This is a genomic window from Streptomyces humi (genome assembly GCF_001005085.2).
GTDB lineage: Bacteria > Actinomycetota > Actinomycetes > Streptomycetales > Streptomycetaceae > Streptomyces > Streptomyces humi.
Window position 1 is genome coordinate 1 of the sequence record NZ_LBMU02000091.1, and the last position, 19278, is coordinate 19278.

General features: G+C 71.6%; 12 protein-coding genes. 11 read left to right on the forward strand and 1 reads right to left on the reverse strand.

Annotated elements, in window-relative coordinates; translation table 11 throughout:
- Positions 1 to 15: 15 nt before the first annotated feature.
- The 11 genes from AAW13_RS36035 to AAW13_RS47525 all read left to right on the forward strand — a co-directional run bounded on the left by AAW13_RS36035 (position 16) and on the right by AAW13_RS47525 (position 18618).
- Entirely contained in the window at positions 16 to 7005 is a 6990-nt protein-coding gene (locus AAW13_RS36035; RefSeq protein ID WP_206306338.1) for a non-ribosomal peptide synthetase, read from the forward strand.
- A 145-nt stretch (positions 7006 to 7150) separates the two neighbouring features.
- The gene (locus AAW13_RS36040) at positions 7151 to 8104 is read left to right on the forward strand and encodes an ATP-binding cassette domain-containing protein (RefSeq protein WP_046729724.1); all 954 of its coding nucleotides are present in this window, start codon (positions 7151 to 7153) and stop codon (positions 8102 to 8104) included.
- Positions 8101 to 9654, forward strand: coding sequence for an ABC transporter permease subunit (locus AAW13_RS36045; RefSeq protein WP_046729723.1), 1554 nt, complete (start codon positions 8101 to 8103; stop codon positions 9652 to 9654). Before AAW13_RS36040 ends, AAW13_RS36045 begins: the two co-directional genes overlap by 4 nt.
- Positions 9651 to 10427, forward strand: a complete 777-nt coding sequence (locus AAW13_RS36050; protein WP_046729722.1) for an ABC transporter permease — start codon at positions 9651 to 9653, stop codon at positions 10425 to 10427. Before AAW13_RS36045 ends, AAW13_RS36050 begins: the two co-directional genes overlap by 4 nt.
- A 182-nt stretch (positions 10428 to 10609) precedes the next feature.
- Positions 10610 to 10933 carry a hypothetical protein gene (locus tag AAW13_RS36055; protein WP_052768559.1) on the forward strand — a complete coding sequence of 108 codons (324 nt, stop codon included), beginning with the start codon at positions 10610 to 10612 and terminating at the stop codon, positions 10931 to 10933.
- 28 nt (positions 10934 to 10961) lie between these two features.
- A complete protein-coding gene (locus AAW13_RS36060) occupies positions 10962 to 11300 on the forward strand; it encodes a hypothetical protein (RefSeq protein ID WP_046729721.1) in 339 nt (112 codons plus the stop codon).
- A gap of 21 nt (positions 11301 to 11321) precedes the next feature.
- Positions 11322 to 12320 (forward strand): pyridoxal-phosphate dependent enzyme, encoded by a 999-nt coding sequence (locus tag AAW13_RS36065; RefSeq protein ID WP_167391768.1) that lies wholly within the window; start codon positions 11322 to 11324, stop codon positions 12318 to 12320.
- A gap of 19 nt (positions 12321 to 12339) precedes the next feature.
- On the forward strand, positions 12340 to 13284 hold the full coding sequence (locus tag AAW13_RS36070) for an ornithine carbamoyltransferase (protein ID WP_420855510.1): 945 nt from the start codon (positions 12340 to 12342) through the stop codon (positions 13282 to 13284).
- Positions 13285 to 13473: 189 nt separating this feature from the next.
- Entirely contained in the window at positions 13474 to 15057 is a 1584-nt protein-coding gene (locus AAW13_RS36075; RefSeq protein ID WP_046729718.1) for an MBL fold metallo-hydrolase, read from the forward strand.
- 43 nt (positions 15058 to 15100) lie between these two features.
- Positions 15101 to 16126, forward strand: coding sequence for a 4-hydroxyphenylpyruvate dioxygenase (gene hppD, locus AAW13_RS36080; protein ID WP_046729717.1), 1026 nt, complete (start codon positions 15101 to 15103; stop codon positions 16124 to 16126).
- Positions 16123 to 18618, forward strand: coding sequence for an aminotransferase class I/II-fold pyridoxal phosphate-dependent enzyme (locus AAW13_RS47525; RefSeq protein ID WP_338059076.1), 2496 nt, complete (start codon positions 16123 to 16125; stop codon positions 18616 to 18618). Before hppD ends, AAW13_RS47525 begins: the two co-directional genes overlap by 4 nt.
- Positions 18619 to 18669: 51 nt before the next feature.
- Here the strand turns inward: AAW13_RS47525 and AAW13_RS36090 are convergent, their stop codons facing one another.
- A complete protein-coding gene (locus tag AAW13_RS36090; protein ID WP_046729716.1) occupies positions 18670 to 19212 on the reverse strand; it encodes a GNAT family N-acetyltransferase in 543 nt (180 codons plus the stop codon).
- Positions 19213 to 19278 lie beyond the last annotated feature (66 nt).

Below are 19278 nucleotides of genomic sequence, written 5' to 3' on the forward strand. Positions count from 1 at the left end.
ATCCACGCCACCGTGGTGACCGCTCGGGGCGCGGACGGTGACCGGCGTCTGGTCGCCTACGTGGTCCCGGCCGACGCGGCTGCCGGAGTTCCGTCGGTGTCGGAACTGCGTGAGCTTGTGCGTGAGGTGCTGCCGGAGTACATGGTCCCGTCGTTGTTCGTCGAGCTGGCGGCGTTGCCGCTGACCCCGAACGGGAAGATCGACCGTGCCGCGCTGCCCGAGCCGCAGGCCCCGCACGCCGGCTCCTCGTACACGGCCCCGGCGACCGCGACCGAGGAACTGCTGGCCGGTATCTGGGCGCAGGTGCTCGACGTCGACCGGATCGGCACCCAGGACAGCTTCTTCGAACTCGGCGGACACTCCCTGCTCGCCACGCAGATCGTCTCGCGGGTGCGTGAGGTGTTCGCGGTGGAGATTCCGTTGGCCGCGCTCTTCGACCAGCCCACCGTGTGCGGTCTGGCCGCCGTGATCGACGGCGCGGGCCGGGGGAGTGTCCTGCCGCCGGTCACACCGGCGGACCGCGAACGCCCGTTGCCGCTGTCGTTCGCGCAGCAACGACTGTGGTTCCTGGACCAGTTGGAACCGGGGTCGACCGAGTACAACATGTCGACCCGGCTGCACCTGCCCGGCGAGCTGGACCTGCGCGCCCTGGGCGCGGCCCTGGACGCGATCGTCGCCCGCCACGAGGTGCTGCGCACCCGCCTGGTGGCCGACGCCGACGGCGTACCGCACCAGATCATCGACCCGCCCACCTCCCTCCCCCTCCCCGTCATCGACCTCTCCGGAGCCACGCACCCGGCGCGTGAGGCCGACGCGGTGACGGCTCGACAGGGCCTCGCTCCCTTCGACCTGGCGACCGGCCCTCTCGTGCGGGCCGGCCTCCTGAGGATCGCCGACAGCGACCACGTGCTCGCCCTGACGTTCCACCACGTCGTCTTCGACGAGTGGTCCGACCGCGCCTTCCAGGGGGAACTGGTCGCCCTGTACGAGGCGTTCCGCGCGGGCCTGCCGGACCCGCTTCCGCCGTTGGCGATCCAGTACGCCGACTTCGCGGTGTGGCAACGGCAGTGGTTGAGCGGCGAGATCGTGGACGCCCAGCTCGGATACTGGCGGGAGAAGCTGACCGGTGTGCCGGTGCTGGAGCTGCCCACCGACCGGCCGCGTCCGCCCGTGCGGTCCACCGACGGTTCGGTGCGCCGGTTCGCCGTTCCCGCGGAGACGGCGGACGCCCTGCGTGCCCTGTCGCGTGAGCACGGCACGACGATGTTCATGACGCTCCTGGCTGCCTTCGACGTGCTGCTGAGCCGCTACGGCGGCGCGGAGGACATCGCGGTCGGCACACCGGTGGCGAACCGGAACCGGGCCGAGACGGAGGACCTGCTCGGGTTCTTCGTGAACACGCTCGTGCTGCGCACCGACCTGTCCGGTGACCCCACCTTCACCGAACTCCTGGCGCGGGTCCGGGAGACGGCGCTCGGCGCCTACGCGCACCAGGACCTACCGTTCGAGCAGGTGGTGGACGATCTGGTCGTCGAGCGCGACCGCTCCCGCACACCCCTCTTCCAGGTCCTGTTCAGCTATGACTCCGAGGAACGCGGCTCCGGCTCCGAGGGACGCGTCGGCGAGCCCAGCGCCCAGGCCCTCCCGGTGAACCTGCCCGTCAAGTTCGACCTGATGGTGACGCTCGGCACGGAGAGCACGGAGAGCGCGGAGAGCGCGGAGAGCGCGGAGAGCGCGGAGAGCGCGGAGAGCGCGGAGAGCGCGGAGAGCACGGAGGGCACGGAGGGCACGGAGGGCACTGACGCCGGCGCCCTGACCGGGGAGATCCAGTTCAGCACCGCCCTCTTCGACGCCTCGACGATCGAGCGGATGGCCGGGCATCTGACCGCACTGCTGGAGGCCGTCGCCGCCGACCCCGGCCGGCCTGTCGGTGTGCTCCCACTGCTCACCGAGCCCGAGCGCGACCACCTGCTGCACACCTGGACCGACACCGCCGCGGCCCTGCCGGAGGTGAACGGTATCCATGAGCTGATCGCCGAACGCGCGGCCGCACGGCCGGACGCGGTCGCCGTGGTGTCTGGTGAACACACCCTGACCTATGGGGCGTTGCTCGCCCGTGCGAACCGGCTCGCGCACCTCCTGCGCGGCGCGGGCGTGGGCACGGAGTCCGTGGTGGGCCTGTGCCTGGAACGCGGTCCGGACATGGTCGCCGCCGTGCTGGCGGTGTGGCAGGCCGGCGCCGCCTACCTGCCGCTGGACCCCTCGTACCCGGCGGACCGTCTGGAGTACATGCTCGCCGACAGTGGCACGTCGGTGCTCGTCGGGCACCGGGAAGTAGCCGCGGGCCTGGTCGGCGCCGGCGGACCGGAGACGGTCGTATGGCTGGACGACCCGGCCACCCGCGCCGCCCTCACGGCCCTGCCGGACACGTCGCCGCGGGTGCCCGTCCTGCCGCTGGAGCTCGCGTACGTCATCTACACCTCGGGTTCGACCGGCCGTCCGAAGGGTGTGCAGATCACCCACCGGGGTGTGCTGAACCGTGTGTCGTGGATGCAGGACCGCCACCGACTGGCCGACTCCGAAAGGGTGTTGCAGAAGACACCGCTGACCTTCGACGCCTCGGTGTGGGAACTGCTCTGGCCGCTTTCCACGGGTGCGGAACTCGTCCTGGTGGCGCCGGGCCGGCACGGGGACCTGGACCACGTAGTGGCACTGCTGGAGTCCCGGCGGATCACGGTGGTGCAGTTCGTGCCCTCGCTGTTCAAACTGTTCGTGGCCCATCCATGGCCGTCCGCCCTGCCGTCGCTGCGCGCGGTGTTCTGCGGGGGTGAGGCGTTGCCCGTGGACGACGTGGCGCGCTTCTACGCCCGCAACGCCACGGCCGTCGTCGCGAACCTCTACGGTCCCACCGAGAACACCATCGACGCGGCCAGTACCGTGTGCCCGCGGCCGCACGGCACGACGGACTGGTCACCGGGCGGGCTGGTCCCCATCGGTGAACCGCTCACCAATGTGCGGCTGCTGGTGCTGGACGAGCGGCTGCGGCCGGTGCCGGTGGGTGTCGCGGGTGAGCTGTACATCGCGGGTGAGTCGCTGGCCCGGGCGTACGGGGACCGGCCGGCGCTGACCGCCGAACGGTTCGTGGCCGACCCGTACGCGGGGGACGGCTCCCGTGCCTACCGGTCCGGCGACCGGGTGCGGTGGCGGGCCGACGGGCGGCTGGAGTTCCTGGGCCGCATGGACCAGCAGGTGAAGGTACGGGGCTTCCGCGTCGAGCCCGGTGAGATCGAATCGGTCCTCACGGCGCATCCCGGTGTGCGGTCCGCCGTCGTGACGACCTGGGGCGAGGGCGCCGACCGCGCCCTGGTGGCCTATCTGGTCCCGGCCGAACCGGCCGACGGCGTCCCCGCCGCCACCGAACTGCGGGAGCATCTGCGGCACAGCGTTCCCGAGTTCATGGTCCCGGCCGTCTTCACCGAACTGGCCGCGCTGCCGCTGACCCCGAACGGAAAGCTGGACCGGGCCGCCCTCCCGGCGCCCCGCGCGACCCGGTCGGACGCCGACGCCTTCGTGGCGCCGTCCGGTACGGCCGAGGAACTGCTGGCGGGGATCTGGGGCCGGGTCCTGGGCGTGGACCGGGTCGGCGCACAGGACGACTTCTTCGAGCTGGGCGGGCACTCGCTGCTCGCCACCCAGGTGGTCTCCCGGATCCGGGACGTGCTGGGCGCCGAGGTGCCGCTCGCCGCGCTCTTCGACCGGCCCACCGTCCGCGGGCTGGCCGCGCTGGTGACGGCCTCGGAGCGGACCACGGTGCGGCCGGTGACCCCGGTCGGCCGGGACCGGCTGCTGCCGCTGTCGTTCGCGCAGCAACGGCTCTGGTTCCTGGACCAGTTGGAGCCCGGGTCCACCGAGTACAACCTGCCGATGCGGGTGCGGACGGGCCGGGACCTCGACATCAGGGCGCTGCGGTCGGCGCTCGGGGCGCTCGTCGCACGGCACGAAGTCCTGCGGACGCGGCTGGTGACCGGCGCGGACGGGGTGGCGTACCAGGTGATCGACCCGCCTGCGGAGTTCCCGCTGCCGCTGGTCGACGTCTCCGGCGCGGGCGACCCGCTCGGGGCCGCCGGGCGGCTGGTCGCGACGGACGAGGCGACGCCGTTCGACCTGGCGGCCGGGCCGCTGATCCGCGCCACCCTCGTCCGGCTCGCCGCCGACGACCACGTGCTCGCGCTGTCGCTGCACCACGTGGTCTCCGACGAGTGGTCGACGCGGATCTTCCAGCGTGAACTCACCCACCTCTACGACGCGTTCCGCGCGGGCCGGGCGTCCGAGCTGCCCGCGCCGGCCGTGCAGTACGCCGACTTCGCGGTGTGGCAGCGGCAGTGGCTGACCGGTGACGTCCTCGACGCGCAACTCGCCCACTGGCGCGACCGGTTGCGTGGGGCGCCGGTGCTGGAGCTGCCCACGGACCGGCCCCGTCCCGCGGTGTGGTCCCCGGCGGGTGCCCGGGCCCGCTTCACCGTCCCGCAGGAGACGGTGGCCGCGCTGCGGGGACTGTCCCGCGAGCACGGCACGACGATGTTCATGACGCTGCTGGCCGCTTTCGACGTCCTGCTGGGCCGCTACGCCGGTACGGACGACGTGGTGGTCGGCACGCCCGTCGCCAACCGCAACCGGGCCGAGACCGAGGATCTGATCGGGTTCTTCGTCAACACCCTCGTGCTGCGCACCGACCTGTCCGGCGACCCGGCCTTCACCGACCTGCTGGGCCGCGTCCGCGCACTGGCCCTCGACGCCTATGCCCACCAGGACCTGCCGTTCGAGCAGCTGGTGGACGATCTGGTCGTCGAGCGCGACCGGTCCCGCAGCCCGCTCTTCCAAGTGCTGTTCAACTACTTCTCGCAGGGTGACGGCGGCGAGGTCGTCGACGACGACCAGGCGTTCCTGGACGCCGGCGGTGACGTCCTGACCACCCGCTTCGACCTGCGGCTGGTGCTCGTGGAGGACGGCGGCGCGCTGTCCGGGGAGTTCGAGTACAGCACCGCGCTGTTCGACGCGAGCACGGTCGAGCGGATGGCACGGCACCTCGTGACCCTGCTCGCGGGCGTGGCCGTGGACGCCGACCGGACCGTGGGCGAGCTGCCGCTGCTGGCCGACGACGAGGCCCGACGGCTGGTGCGCGACGCGGACGACACCTGCGCGCCGGTGCCGTCCGTGCGCGGTGCGCACGACCTGATCGTCGCGCGGGCGACGGCGGCACCCGACGCAGTCGCGCTCGTCGCGGGCGGGCGGACGCTGACGTACGCGGGGCTGCTGGAGCGGGCCGGGCGGCTGGCGCACTACCTGCGGGACACCGGAGTGGGCGCCGAGTCGGTCGTCGCCGTGTGCCTGCCCCGGGGGCCGGAGATGGTGGTGACACTGCTGGCGGTGTGGCTGGCGGGCGGTGTGTACCTGCCACTGGACCCGGAGTACCCGGCCGAACGGCTGGGGTTCGTGCTGGCCGACAGCGGAGCGTCGGTGCTCGTGGGCACCGAGGACCTGGTGGACGACCTGCCGGTCGGACGGCTGCGCACGGTCGTCCTGGACGACCCGGCCGTGGCGACGGCCCTCGCCGGCCGGCCCGCACGGCCGCTCGACGTGACCGTGCACGGCGGCCAGTCCGCGTACGTCATCTACACGTCGGGATCGACCGGGCGTCCGAAGGGCGTCCAGGTCACCCACGCGGGAGCCGTGAGCCTGGCCGCGGCGCAGCGGTCGGTGCTCGGCCCGGACGCGGGTACACGCGTGCTGCAATTCGCGCCGTTCGGGTTCGACGCGTCCGTCTGGGAGGTCCTGATGGCCCTGGCGGGCGGCGGCACGCTGGTCATGGCCGGCGCCGTGGAGCGGGCCGAACCGGACCGGCTGGCCACGCTCGTCGCGCGCGGCGGGGTGGAGGTGGCGACCGTGCCGCCGTCGCTGCTCGACGTGCTGCGGCCGCAGGAGTGGAGCACCGTGGGCACCCTGTTCACGGCTGGCGAACGGCTGGAGGGGCACCTCGCGCGGCGCTGGGCCGCCGGGCGCCGGCTGTTCAACGCCTACGGCCCGACCGAGACGACGGTCTGTGCCACGGTCGGCGCGTGCGACACGGCCGGCACGCGGGCGCCGTCGATCGGCGAAGCGGTTCCCCGCACCCGGGTGTACGTCCTGGACGCCACGCTGCGGCCGGTGCCTCCAGGAGTGGCCGGTGAGCTGTTCATCGCGGGGGCACAGGTGGCGCGCGGGTACCTCGGGCGGCCGGCGCTGACGGGCGAGCGCTTCCTCGCCGACCCGTTCACGGGCGACGGGCAGCGCATGTACCGGTCGGGGGACCGGGTGCGCCGGCTGGCGGACGGGCGGCTGGAGTTCCTGGGCCGGGCCGACGACCAGGTGAAGGTGCGCGGGTACCGGATCGAGCCGGGGGAGATCGAGGCGGTCCTCGGCGCCCACCCGGCGGTCCGCACGGCCGTGGTCACCGCCCACGGCGACGACACCGACCGGCGCCTGGTCGCCTACCTGGTCCCCGCCGACCAGCGTGCGGGCCTGCCCCCCACCGCCGAGCTGCGGGCCCACGCGGCCGGCCGGCTCCCCGCGTTCATGGTCCCCGTGGTCCTCGTCGAGCTCACCGAGCTGCCGCTCACCACCAACGGCAAGGTCGACCGGGCCGCCCTGCCCGAGCCGGCCGGTGCGGCCCGTACGGACTCGGCGCAGGCGTACGTGGCGCCCCGTACCGGGACCGAGGACGTGCTCGCCGGGATCTGGGCGGAGCTCCTGGGGGCCGAACGGGTCGGTGTGCAGGACAACTTCTTCGACCTGGGCGGACACTCCCTGCTGGCCACCCAGCTGGTCTCGCGCATCCGGGAGGTGTTCGACGTCGGTCTGACCCTCGCCGAGGTCTTCGAACAGCCCACGATCGCGGCGATCGCCGCGATCGTGGGCCCGGACGGCGAGGCCGAGGACGGGGCAGAGTACGAGGAGTTCGACCTGTAGGCGTCCTCCTCAGGGAGGACACCACGGACGCCGCCCATCCCTCATGTGGGGGAGGGGCGGCGTTTTTCCTCCCTCACAGGGGCGCCGTGAAAGCTGGCTCTGTGCCGTGACGACCGCGGACCCCGTTCTCCCTAGGGTTTTCACCATGGAGAAGACGATCGATGAGTCGGATGCGACGATCGAGGTCAGGGACGTGCGCAAGCGCTTCGGGAGCACCCAGGCGCTGGACGGGATGACGTTCACCGTCAGGCCCGGTCAGGTCACCGGCTTCGTCGGTCCGAACGGTGCCGGGAAGTCCACCACGATGCGGGTGATCCTCGGCCTCGACAAACCGGACGCGGGGAGCGCCCTGGTCGGCGGCCGCCCCTACCGGGACCTGCGCACACCGCTGAAGCACGTCGGGGCGCTGCTGGACGCCGCCGCCGTGCAGCCCAGCCGTTCCGCCCGCCACCACCTGCTGTGGCTGGCGCACTCACAGGGACTTGACGGCGTCCGGGTCGACGCGGTGCTCCGCCAGGCCGGCCTTCAGGAAGTGGCCCAGCGAAAGGCGGGCGGGTTCTCGCTCGGCATGCGACAGCGGCTCGGCATCGCGGCGGCCCTCCTCGGCGACCCGCCGGTCGTCATGCTGGACGAGCCGTTCAACGGCCTCGACCCCGAGGGCTTCATGTGGATGCGCGGCTTCCTCGCCTCGCTCGCGGCCCAGGGCCGGGCGGTGCTCGTCTCCAGCCACCTGATGAGCGAACTCCAGGACACCGCGGACCACGTGGTCGTCGTCGGACGGGGCAGGGTCCTCGCCGACATGAGCGTGCGTCAGCTGCTGGAGTCCATGTCCGAGGGACGCGTCACCCTGCGCACCTCCGCCCGCAACGACGCCATGACGGTACTGGCCCGCGCCGGCGCCACCGTCAGCTCCAGCGGAGCCGACACCATCAGCGTCACCGGCATGCCGGCCGAGAACGTCGTCTCCCTGCTCGGCGCCCACGCGGTGCCGTTCTCCGAGGTCTCCTCGCACCGCGCGTCGCTGGAGGAGGCCTACATGGAACTCACCCGGGACGCCGTGCAGTACCGCGGGACGATGCCCGAGGAGGCCGGTCGATGACCTCCACCCTCACCCCGCCCCGCGCGAGGCCACGGCCGGAACGCGGCGGCTTCGGACGGCTGCTGCACGCGGAATGGACCAAGTTCCGCACCGTGCGCGGCTGGACCGCGAGCAGCATCGGCGCCGTCCTCGTCATCTGCCTGGTCGGACTGCTCGCCACCGCCGCGGGCAACGCGTCGGGTACGGACGGCAGCGCCGCGCTGCCCGTCGGCCCCGGCGGCGAAGCGGTCAACGACAGCTTCTACTTCGTGCACCAGCCGCTCCAGGGCGACGGCACCATCACCGTCTCCGTGTCGTCGCTCACCGGGGTGGTCGCCACCGACCCCGAGCACAGCCGTACCGGACTCGCGCCCTGGGCGAAGGCCGGGATCATCGTCAAGGACGGCCTGGACCAGGGCTCGGCGTACGCGGCGATGATGCTGACCGGCGCACACGGCGTGCGCATGCAGTACGACTACACGCACGACATCGCCGGCCCGTCCGGACGGGCCGGCCGCGAGCAGCCGGCCTGGCTGCGTCTGAAGCGCTCCGGAGACACCGTCACCGGCTACCAGTCGGCCGACGGCACCAAGTGGACCGAGACCGGCAGCGCACGGCTCTCAGGGCTGTCGGCGACCGCGCAGGTCGGGCTGTTCGTGACCTCGCCGTCCGTGGAGGAGAAGACCGGCACCGGGACGGGCTTCGCGCCCGCCGTGGCCACCGGCACCTTCGACCAGGTGGACCTCGGCGGCCAGTGGACCGCGGGCAACTGGCAGCAGGTTCAGGTCGGTGACGGGGCGGGCACCTCCGGCAGCTACAGCCAGAACACCAAGGGCCAGGCCGTCCCGTCCGGCAGCGGCTTCGCCGTCACCGGCGCCGGAGACATCGCGCCGGTCGTGGGCGGGCCCGCCACCAGCGGCGTGCGGACCATCGAGAACTTCCTCGTCGGAGCGTTCGCCGGGCTGATCATCATGGTCGTCGTCGGCGCGGGCTACATCACCGTCGAGTACCGGCGGGGCCTGATCGGCGTCACCCTGGCGGCGAGCCCGCGCCGCGGCCGCGTCCTGGTGGCCAAGGCACTCGTGGTGGGCACCGTCGGGTTCCTCGTGGGGCTGGTCTCCGCGGCCGTCATGGTGCCCCTGGGCGGACAGCGCTCGAAGGCGAACGGCTTTCCCGTGCTCACCGTGCCCACCGGCACCGAACTGCGGGTCGTCGTCGGCACGGGCCTGCTGCTCGCCGTCGCGGGCGTCCTCGCCCTCGCCGTCGGCACCGTCCTGCGGCGCAGCGCCGTCGCCATCACCGTGGTCGTCGTCGGCATGGTGCTGCCCTACCTCCTCGCCACCGCCTCGGTGCTGCCGGACGGCGCCTCCGAGTGGCTGCTGCGGGTCACCCCCGCCGCCGGCTTCGCCATTTTGCAGAGCGTCGCGCGGTACGAGCAGGTCGTCACCGTCTACGCGCCCGGTTCGGGCTACTTCCCGCTGGCGCCCTGGTCCGGCTTCGCCGTGCTGTGCGTCTACGCGGCCGTGGCGTTCGCCGCCGCCGTGGTCCTGCTGCGCCGGAGGGACGTATGAGGAGGGCCGGACACGCCGAGTGGACCAAGCTGCGTACCGAGGCCGGCAACGGCTGGCTGGTACTGGGCGTGGTCGCCCTGACCGTGGCGGTCGGCGCCGCGGTGGCCATGACCTCCCGCTGCGACGCCGCGGGCTGCGGGCAGGACCCGGCCCGGCTGAGCCTCACCGGGGTGATGGTCGGGCAGGTCGTCGTCGCCATCGTGGCGGTGCTCATGGTGGGCAACGAGTACAGCAGCGGCATGATGAAGACGACCCTCGCGGCGGTGCCGCGCCGCCTCACCGTGCTGGGCGCCAAGGCGTCCGTCCTCACCGCGGTCATGCTGGTGGCCGGTACGGTCGCGGTGCTGGCGTCCCTGCTGACCGGCCGGATCGTCCAGCCGGACCGCGGATTCACCAAGGCGCACGGCTACGGAGCCCTGTCGCTGGCCGACGGGTCCACGCTCCGGGCCGCCGTGGGCTCCGTGCTCTACCTCGTCCTGATCGGTCTCCTCAGCCTCGGGATCGCGCTGGTCGTACGGAACTCGGCGACCGCCATCGGCATCGTGCTCGCGTTGCTGTTCGTCTTCCCGATCCTCGCCCAGGTGGTCGCCGACCCGGACTGGCAGCGCCACCTCCAGCAGATCTCCCCGATGACCGCCGGCCTCGCCGTCCAGAGCACCATCGACCTGGACAAGCTGCCCATCGGACCCTGGAAGGGCCTGGGCGTGCTGGCGCTGTGGGCCACCGGCGCGCTGCTGGCGGGCGGCTGGCTGCTGCGCTCGCGGGACGCGTGACGGAACCTCCGCACCGCACCACCCGGTTCGCGTGTTCAACCGCCGCGCGGGAAGCGGTTGAACACGCGAACAAGCCGTCCCGCACGGGCACTTATGGATGAGCAGGCACCATTGCCGTACGCTGAGAGCGCCTAATCACGCGACAACACGTTTCGCGGCATTCCGACGAACTCCTTTTCCCGGTGCTGCGCGTGCCCATGTTCGCCGTCGGCTCGCTTTCGGAGGTTCCGGTGAGGAAGTACTGCAAGTCCTACCTGCTGGGTGAATTGCGTCGGTTCCCGGGCTGGGCGGCCGGCGCTCAGCCGGAAGAGCGCGAGATGACCGACGACACCACGGTGTTCCTCTGTGACGAACTGACCGTGCTGATCAGCCCGGTCGGCGTCGACAAGGACAAGAGACTCTTCACCGAGGACACCCCCGAGTGGCGCGAATTCTGCGAGACCACGCTGAAGTTCCGCATTCCCGAGGACCTCGCCTTCGCCTACGCCGACTCCGAGCAGAACTGAGCCCACGAGAAGCCCACGAGAGGCTGCCATGGATGAGCTGACGCAACGCCTGAGCGACGCACAGCCGGTGGAGGTGGGCGGACCCAAGCCCACCCTGGAGGAGCTGCACACCCGTCTCACCGACATCGGCACCGTGTTCGTGAAGTTCACCGAGACCCGCGGCGGCACCGACCTCGGGATACGCCTGGACCGGGACGCGACCGAGCTCGGCGCGGCCGACTTCGGGCAGGGCACCGGCACCGTCCACGTCGAGGGCACCCTGATCCTCAACGACGACCCGGTGCGCTGCATCGCCGACATCGACCTGGCGACACTCAAGGGAACCGGTCGCCTCGTCGTCGTGGAGATGTCCGAGGCCGCCGGCTGACAGGTTTCCATCATGAGGGCGGTGAGCTCTCCGCATCCGGCGCTTCCCCCGGTCGGGACCACTCCGATCGTGGATGTCGCCGTGACGGTGCACGGACTCGAGCGCCGGCTCCGGCTGAAACTCGAATCGCACAATCCCCACGGCTCGTTGAAGGACCGCATCGCCGCCTTTCTCATCGAGCACGTGGCCGACCGCATCGACAAGGACATCGGCATCATCGAATCGACGTCGGGGAATCTCGGCGTCGCGATGGCGGCCGAATGCCAGGGGCGCGGAATTCCCTTCAACGCCGTCGTCGATCCCCGCACCAGCTCGTTCTTCGTGGACCGCATGCGTGAACTGGGCGCGCGGGTCACGGTCGTCGACGAACCGGATTCCTCCGGTGGTTATCTTCTCAACCGCATCCGGCACGTCCGGGAACAACTGCGCACCCGTCCCGGACTAGTGTGGACCAACCAGTACCGCAGCGAAGCCAATCCCCGCGCCCACTTCGTGACCACGGCGCCCGAACTCAGACGGCAGGTGCCCGGCCCCGCGACCCTGCTGGTGCCCGTCTCGACGGGCGGCACCCTGGCGGGCCTCGCCCGGTACGTCGACGAGACCGACGTCCCCTGGAAGCTGGTCGGTGTCGACGTGCACGGCTCCGCCGCACTCGGCGGGGCACCGCCCGGCAGGCGGCTGCTGTCCGGGATCGGGGCCAGCTGTCCGTCGTACTTCCTGCCCGCCGACCGGGCGCAGGCCCTGTACGTCGACGTCAGCGAGGCGATCGCGGCCTGCCTGTGGCTGTCCGAGCACGCCGGCATCGGCGTCGGCGGCAGCTCCGGAGCCACCGTCGCCGCCGCGCTGCGGCTGTTCGGCGAGGAACCGGAGACACACGAACTGGTCTGTCTGTGCCCCGACGGCGCGGACCGGTACCTGAGCACCCTCTACCACCCCGGCTGGCGGGCGGCCCACGGCATCACGGCGGCCCGGATCGGCGGCGCCGGCGCCGGGGGAGACCCGGCCGAACCGTTCGGGTGAAGCCCCTCGAGAGCGGAGAATCATGGTCGCAAGGGAACGCGGGCTGCTCACGCTGTCCGACCTGACCAGGCAGGACCTGGAACGCCTCGCGGCCCGGTCCCGGGACCTGTTCCACGACGAGACGGCGCACGGACGTCCGCTCCGCGACAAGGTCGTCGGGGTGCTGTTCACCAAGACGTCGACGCGCACCAGAACCGCCTTCAGCGCGGGCACCGTCAAACTCGGCGGATTCCCCCTGCTGTACGGCCCCCAGGACCTCCAGACGGCCACCGGGGAAACCCTCCAGGACACCGGACGTGTCTTCGGATCCATGCTCGACGGACTCGTCGCGCGCACGGCCGGACCGCTGCGCGAACTGCGGGAGATATCCCGCGCCGGCGACCTTCCCGTCATCAACGCGATGGCCACCGAGGAACACCCGACTCAGGGCGTCTGCGACCTGGGCATCATGCTCGTGGAATTCGGGACCCTGGAAAATCTGACGGTGCTGTACGTGGGGGAGGGGAACAACACGGCGTCCGCACTCGCGCACGGGCTCTCCCGACTGCCGGGCTGCGACGTCACGTTCGCCACGCCACCCGGCTACGGACTCGACCCGCAGATCCTCGACGACGCCGCGAAGCAGGCGGCCGCGGCCGGCGGAACCGTCCGGCAGGTCCACGACCTCGACGAACTCCCCGACCAGGTGCACGTCGTCTACACCACTCGCTGGCAGACCACCGGCACGGTCAAACCGGATCCCGACTGGCGCCGGGTCTTCCAGCCGTTCCATGTCGACGAGCGGCTGATGGCCCGCTGGCCCGACGCGAAGTTCATGCACGACCTGCCGGCCCACCGCGGCGAGGAGGTCTCGGCAGCCGTCCTCGAAGGGCCCCGCTCGATCGCCTGGAAACAGGCCCGTATGAAACTCACCAGCGCCATGGCGGTCCTCGAAGAAGTCATCGCCGGGACGGATCGCGCCTGATCGCTCTCCGCAGGTGCCCCGCCCGGCGCCGCAGTTGAACAGAGTCATTCCCGGTTGTCTTCCGGTGGAATCAGCTGATTCTCTGAAGTGGTCGTTCCACCTCAGGCATTCCCCGATTCCCCGATTTCTCGCATCCCGATTTCTCGATTTCTCGATGTCCGATCGGTTTCTCCTGGAGGCGGCAAGCACATGGCTGAAGAGCAGCTGTATCTGCGGTCCAAGGTCATCGTCGAGCCGCTCGTGGACCGGTTCTACGTCTGGCCGCACACCCTCGCTCCCGTACAGGCCGCGATGAACCTGGCCTTCCTCCAGGTCCCGCTGCTGGAGTCCTACCTGCAATCCCCCAAGGTCCACGTCGCGGCCAGCCACAACCCCGAACTGCGCGGCGGCTACTTCATCAACATCCCCGAAGAGCGCGCCGACGAGGTACGCGACCTGCTGGCCACCATCAAGCGCGAGCGGGCGGAGATGCTGCGGTTCGCCGAGGCCATCGCCGAGGGCCAGGAACTGCTGCGGGCGAACGCCACCGGCTTCGACCTCACCCCGCTCTACCCGAAGCTGCCCCCGGAGCTCGGCGGCCTGGTCGAGCTGGCCTACGACACCGACAACCAGGCGCAGATCCGCTTCCTGGAGCCGCTGGCCTACCACAGCAGCGTCTACCAGGAGGCACGCCAGTCGGTACAGCTGTCCTTCGAGACCGGCATCGAACGTCCGTTCATCCTCAGCACCCCGCGACTGCCCTCCCCGGACGTCCTGGAGCTGCCGATCCCGTTCCGGCACGCCGGCCTCGAAGAGCTGTTCAGGACCCGCGTGCGCCCCACCACCCTGGCCCACCTGCGCGAGGCCCTGGAGCTGGACGAGGATCAGACGAAGCAGCTGTCCGGGATGCTCAGCGAGCAGCCCGCCCTCTCCCCGGACCGCCACATCGACAGCGGCGGCCGGATCCGCTACTTCGGACACGCCTGTCTGGTCCTTCAGACCCCCGAAGCGGCTGTCGTCACCGACCCGTTCATCAGCGCCGACAACACGGCCGGCGACCGCTACACCCTCGACGACCTGCCGGACTTCATCGACCTGGTGCTCATCACCCACGGCCACCAGGACCACATCGTCCTGGAGACGCTGCTCCAGCTGCGCGGCCGGGTCGGCGCGGTCGTCCTGCCGCGTGCCTCGCGCGGCAACCTGGCCGACCCCTCGATGGCGCTGATGCTGAAGTACCAGGGCTTCCCCGTCATCGAGGTCGACGACTTCGACGAGGTCGCCTTCCCCGGCGGCAAGGTCACCGCCACCCCGTTCCTCGGCGAGCACTGCGACCTCGACATCCGCGGGAAGTCCACCTACTGGGCCGAGTTCGCCGGCAAGAAGGTGTTCGTCGGCGCCGACTCCTCCGGTATCGACCCGCTGCTGTACCGGCACGTGAAGGCGCACCTCGGCACCGCCGACATCGCCTTCCTCGGCATGGAGTGCGACGGCGCCCCGCTCACCTGGCTCTACCAGGCGCTGCTGACCAAGCCCGTGACCAAGAAAATGAGCAGTTCCCGCAAGCTGTCCGGCTCCAACGCCGCGCAGGCCGGCGACATCATGGTCGAACTCGGCGCCAAGGAGGCGTACGTCTACGCCATGGGCGAGGAGCCCTGGCTGGGCCACGTCATGGCGACGACGTACACCGAGGACACGTACCAGATCAAGCAGATCGACGAGTTCATGAGCTGGTGCAAGGACCGCGGCATCAAGTCCGGACACCTCTACGGCCAGCAGGAATGGCGCTGGTAGCCGATCGACAGCCCGGATCCCCGGTCCCTCAGGAGGTACGTCCATGACGGCGCACGACATAGCGCACGTCGAGCTGTACACGAAAGACGCACCGTCCACCGTCGACTACTTCGTCGAGGGCATGGACTTCACGCGCGTCGCGGATTGCGTGCAGGCCGACCGGAGCTCCATCCTGCTGCGCCAGGGTGAGACCCACCTCGTCATCACGTCGGGCCGGGGAACGTGGAAGTTCCTCGACCAGCACGGGGACGGCATCGCCGACCTCGCCCTGGCCTGCGACGACGTGGACGCCACCTACGCCGAAGCCGTCGCCGCCGGGGCCGAACCGCTCGACCCGGTGTACGGCAGTCCGGTCGTGTCGGGCTTCGGGGACGTCACCCACACCCTGGTGGCCCACGCCCCGGACGCCGCGGAAGCCCGGTGGCCCGCCGGACGCCGATGGGTCCCCGCGCCGCAGGCTCCGCCCGGCCCCGCGGGGCGGATCCGCCTGCTCGACCACGTCGCGGTGTGCGTCGAGGGCGGCAGCCTCAGCAGGTACGCCGACTTCTACGGCGCCGCTTTCGGCATGGACCGCTACTCCTCGGAGTACGTCGCCGTCGGCGGACAGGCGATGGACTCCGTCGTCGTCCGCAGCGGCACCGGACGCGTCACCTTCACCCTCGTCGCGCCCGACCCCGGCAAGGACCCCGGACAGCTCGACGCCTTCCTGGACCGCAACGGCGGCCCCGGCGTACAGCACCTGGCCTTCCTGGTCGACGACATCATCCCGGCGGTCGGCGAGTTCCGCGACCGGGGCGTGGAGTTCCTCAGCACCCCCGGCACGTACTACGACCTGCTCGCCGAGCGGTTCGCTGACATGCGGGAGGAGATCTCCGAACTGCGCGCCGGGCAGATCCTCGCCGACCGCGACGAATGGGGATACCTGCTCCAGCTGTTCAGCCGCTCCCCCTACGAACGCAACACCCTCTTCTACGAGTTGATACAACGTCAGGGATCGCGCGGTTTCGGCAGCGCCAACATCCGTGCCCTGTACGAGGCCGTGGAACGCGATCGGCTGGCCGCCGGGTGAACGCCGCGAGCGCCGCCGAAGCCGCGGACACCCCGAACGCCGCGGGCCCCGCGAACGCCGCGGGCCCCGCGAACGCCGTGGGCACCCCGGACGCCGTGGGCTCCGCCGGGGGTCCCTACACGCCGGCCGAGTACGCCGAGTTGGCCCGCTCCGCGCTGAGCCCCGGGACGTGGGACTTCATCGAGGGCGGCGCGGGACAGGAACGGACCCTCGCGGCCAACGTCGAGGCGTTCGACCGGGTACGGCTCCGGCCCCGCGTCCTGACCGGCGCGGGCCGGCCGGATCTCGGCGTGCGGATCCTGGGCCGCGACTGGGCGGCGCCGTTCGCCGTCACACCCGTCGCCTATCACACGCTGGTCCACGAGGCCGGAGAGGTGGCCACCGCCCGGGCGACAGGCCGGGCCGGCGTCCCCCTGGTCGTCAGCACCTTCGCCGGGCGCACCTTCGAGGACATCGCCGAGACCGCGTCCGCACCCCTGTGGCTCCAGGTGTACTGCTTCCGGGACCGGGCGGTGACCCGGGCTCTGGTGGAGCGCGCCGAACGGGCGGGCTTCGAGGCGCTGGTGCTCACGGTGGACGCGCCCCGCCTCGGCCGGCGGCTGCGCGACCTGCGCAACGGCTTCCGGCTCCCGGCCGGCGTCCTGCCCGCCAACCTTCCCGGCGAGCGCGTCTCGTCCCCCGCCGACCACGCGCTGACCGCGTTCGACGACCGCCTCGACTGGTCGTCCGTCGACTGGCTGCGCTCCGTCAGCTCCCTCCCCGTGCTGGTCAAGGGCATCCTGACCGCCGACGACGCGCGCCGGGCCCTGGCCGCGGGCGTCGACGGGATCGTCGTGTCCAACCACGGCGGCCGCCAACTGGACGGAGCGCCCGCCACCCTGGACGTCCTGCCCGAGGTCGCCGCCGCCGTGGACCACGCCTGCCCGGTGTTCGTCGACGGCGGGGTCCGCCGGGGTCACGACGTCCTGGCCGCGCTGGCGCTGGGCGCCGACGCGGCCCTCCTCGGACGGCCCGTCCTGCACGGGCTGGCGGTCCACGGGGAGACAGGTGTGGGACGGGTGCTGGACACCCTCGCCGAGGAACTCACCGAGGCGATGACGCTCACCGGGACGGCCTCCGTCGCCCAGGCGGGCCCCCACCTGGTGGGCGCCGCCGCCCCGGCCGCGGCGCGGCCCCGCGCGGCGCGGAGCGGTGCGGAGAGCTCCGGTCTGCGCAAGGCGGAACTGCACGGCAGTCTGCGGGATCCGGTCCTGGACACCATGAACTTCCTGAACGAGATCACCCACCGCTACCCCGACGCGATCTCCTTCGCCCCGGGCCGCCCCTACGACGGCTTCTTCCGCACCGAGGACATCTTCACGTACCTGCGCCGCTACCTGGACCACCTCGAGGAGGGCGGCGCCTCACCGGAGCAGGTGCGCTCCGCGCTCTTCCAGTACGGCCCGACGAGCGGGCAGATCCGCGAGCTGATCGCCGACTCGCTGCGCAAGGACGAGAACATCGACGTGGGGCCGGAGTCGGTCGTGGTCACCGTCGGCTGCCAGGAGGCGATGTTCCTGGCGGTCCGCGCCCTGATCTCGGGCCCCGACGACGCGCTGCTGGTCTCCAGCCCCTGCTACGTCGGCATCACCGGCGCCGCCCGGCTGCTGGACGTCGAGGTGACCGCGGTGGAGGAGGACGACGACGGGTTCGACCCCGCGCGCCTTGAGGCGGCCCTGCGCGCCGAACGGGCCCGCGGACGGCGGCCCCGCGCCTTCTACGTCATCCCCGACCATTCCAACCCCTCCGGCCGGACCATGCCGCTGAGCGCCCGGCTGGAACTCCTCGACCTCGCGCGCCGCGAGGACCTGCTGATCCTGGAGGACACCCCGTACCGGATGGTCAGTCCGGGCCGGCAGCTCCCGACCCTCAAGTCCCTGGACCGCGACCGCAGGGTCGTGCACCTGGGCTCGTACTCCAAGACGCTGTTCCCCGGGGCCCGGGTCGGGTTCGCCGTCGCGGACCAGAGCGTCGTCGACGACGCGGGACGCACCGGACTGCTCGCCGACGAACTCACCAAGATCAAGAGCATGGTGACCGTGAACACCTCCCCGGTGAGTCAGGCCGTCGCGGCGGGCATGCTGCTGTCCGCCGACGGACGCACCTCCGAGCTCAACGCCCGGGCCGCCGCCTACTACGGGGACGCGATGCGGGTCACGCTCCGGGAACTGGAGCGCGCCTTCCCGGAGGACGAGCGCGCCCGGCTGGGCGTGCGCTGGAACGAACCCGCCGGCGGTTTCTTCCTCGCGGCCCAGGTGCCGTTCCGTGCCGACAACGCGGCCCTCGCCCGCTCGGCGGAGGAATTCGGCGTCATCTGGACGCCCATGTCGTATTTCTATCCGCAAGGCGGCGGGGATCACGAGATCCGGCTGTCCGTCAGCTATCTCACCCATCAGGAAATAGCCGACGGAATCGAGCGTCTGACCCACTTCGTGAAAGCGCAGACGGCTTAACCGTCCCGCTGCCGAAACGGCTCACCGACACGGCTTGCCGGTACGGTTCTCTCACTGCCCGCCGGACGCCTTCCAGCGTTCGGCGGGCAGTGCGAACACCAGCATTCCGATGCGTTCCCTGCCTGCCCGGGCGAACACCGTGCGCTGCCCCGTGCACGTGAATCCGATTCGCTCCAGCAGACGCACGGACCGCTCGTTGCGTACGTCGCACTCGGCCGCCGCCGTGCGCAGCCCCCCGGCGAACAGGGTGCCCAGCACGCCGCGGACCGCCTCGGTCGCGTACCCCTGTCCCTGCCGGTCACGGGCCAGGCTGAAGCCCAGCTCGGCCTCCTCGCCCGACCGTCGGCGGTGCACCGCGACGTCGCCCACCACACAGCCGTCGGCCTTCACCTCGATCGCGTACGGGAACCAGCCCGGCGCGCCAGGATCGCTGCGGGAGTACGCGCGGACCAGTCGGCGCGCCGATTCCAGGGGCAGCGGGAACTCCCAGTCCTGATAACGGGCGACCTCCGGGTCCGAGCGATAGGCGACGAAAGCCTCGACGTCGGCGGGGGTGAAATGACGGAGCCGAAGGCGCGGAGTGTCCATCTGCATCCACCCAAGGTCCCATGACGCCGTTCCGTGGGAAAGTCCGCACTGACCCGACCGGTTGATGGCTTT

Coding starts and splice junctions, on each gene's coding strand:
- AAW13_RS36045 (WP_046729723.1), top strand. CDS start 8,101: ATGACCTCCACCCTCACCCCGCCCCGCGCGAGGCCACGGCCGGAACGC.
- AAW13_RS36040 (WP_046729724.1), top strand. CDS start 7,151: ATGGAGAAGACGATCGATGAGTCGGATGCGACGATCGAGGTCAGGGAC.
- AAW13_RS36050 (WP_046729722.1), top strand. CDS start 9,651: ATGAGGAGGGCCGGACACGCCGAGTGGACCAAGCTGCGTACCGAGGCC.
- hppD (WP_046729717.1), top strand. CDS start 15,101: ATGACGGCGCACGACATAGCGCACGTCGAGCTGTACACGAAAGACGCA.
- AAW13_RS36075 (WP_046729718.1), top strand. CDS start 13,474: ATGGCTGAAGAGCAGCTGTATCTGCGGTCCAAGGTCATCGTCGAGCCG.
- AAW13_RS36060 (WP_046729721.1), top strand. CDS start 10,962: ATGGATGAGCTGACGCAACGCCTGAGCGACGCACAGCCGGTGGAGGTG.
- AAW13_RS36090 (WP_046729716.1), bottom strand. CDS start 19,212: ATGCAGATGGACACTCCGCGCCTTCGGCTCCGTCATTTCACCCCCGCC.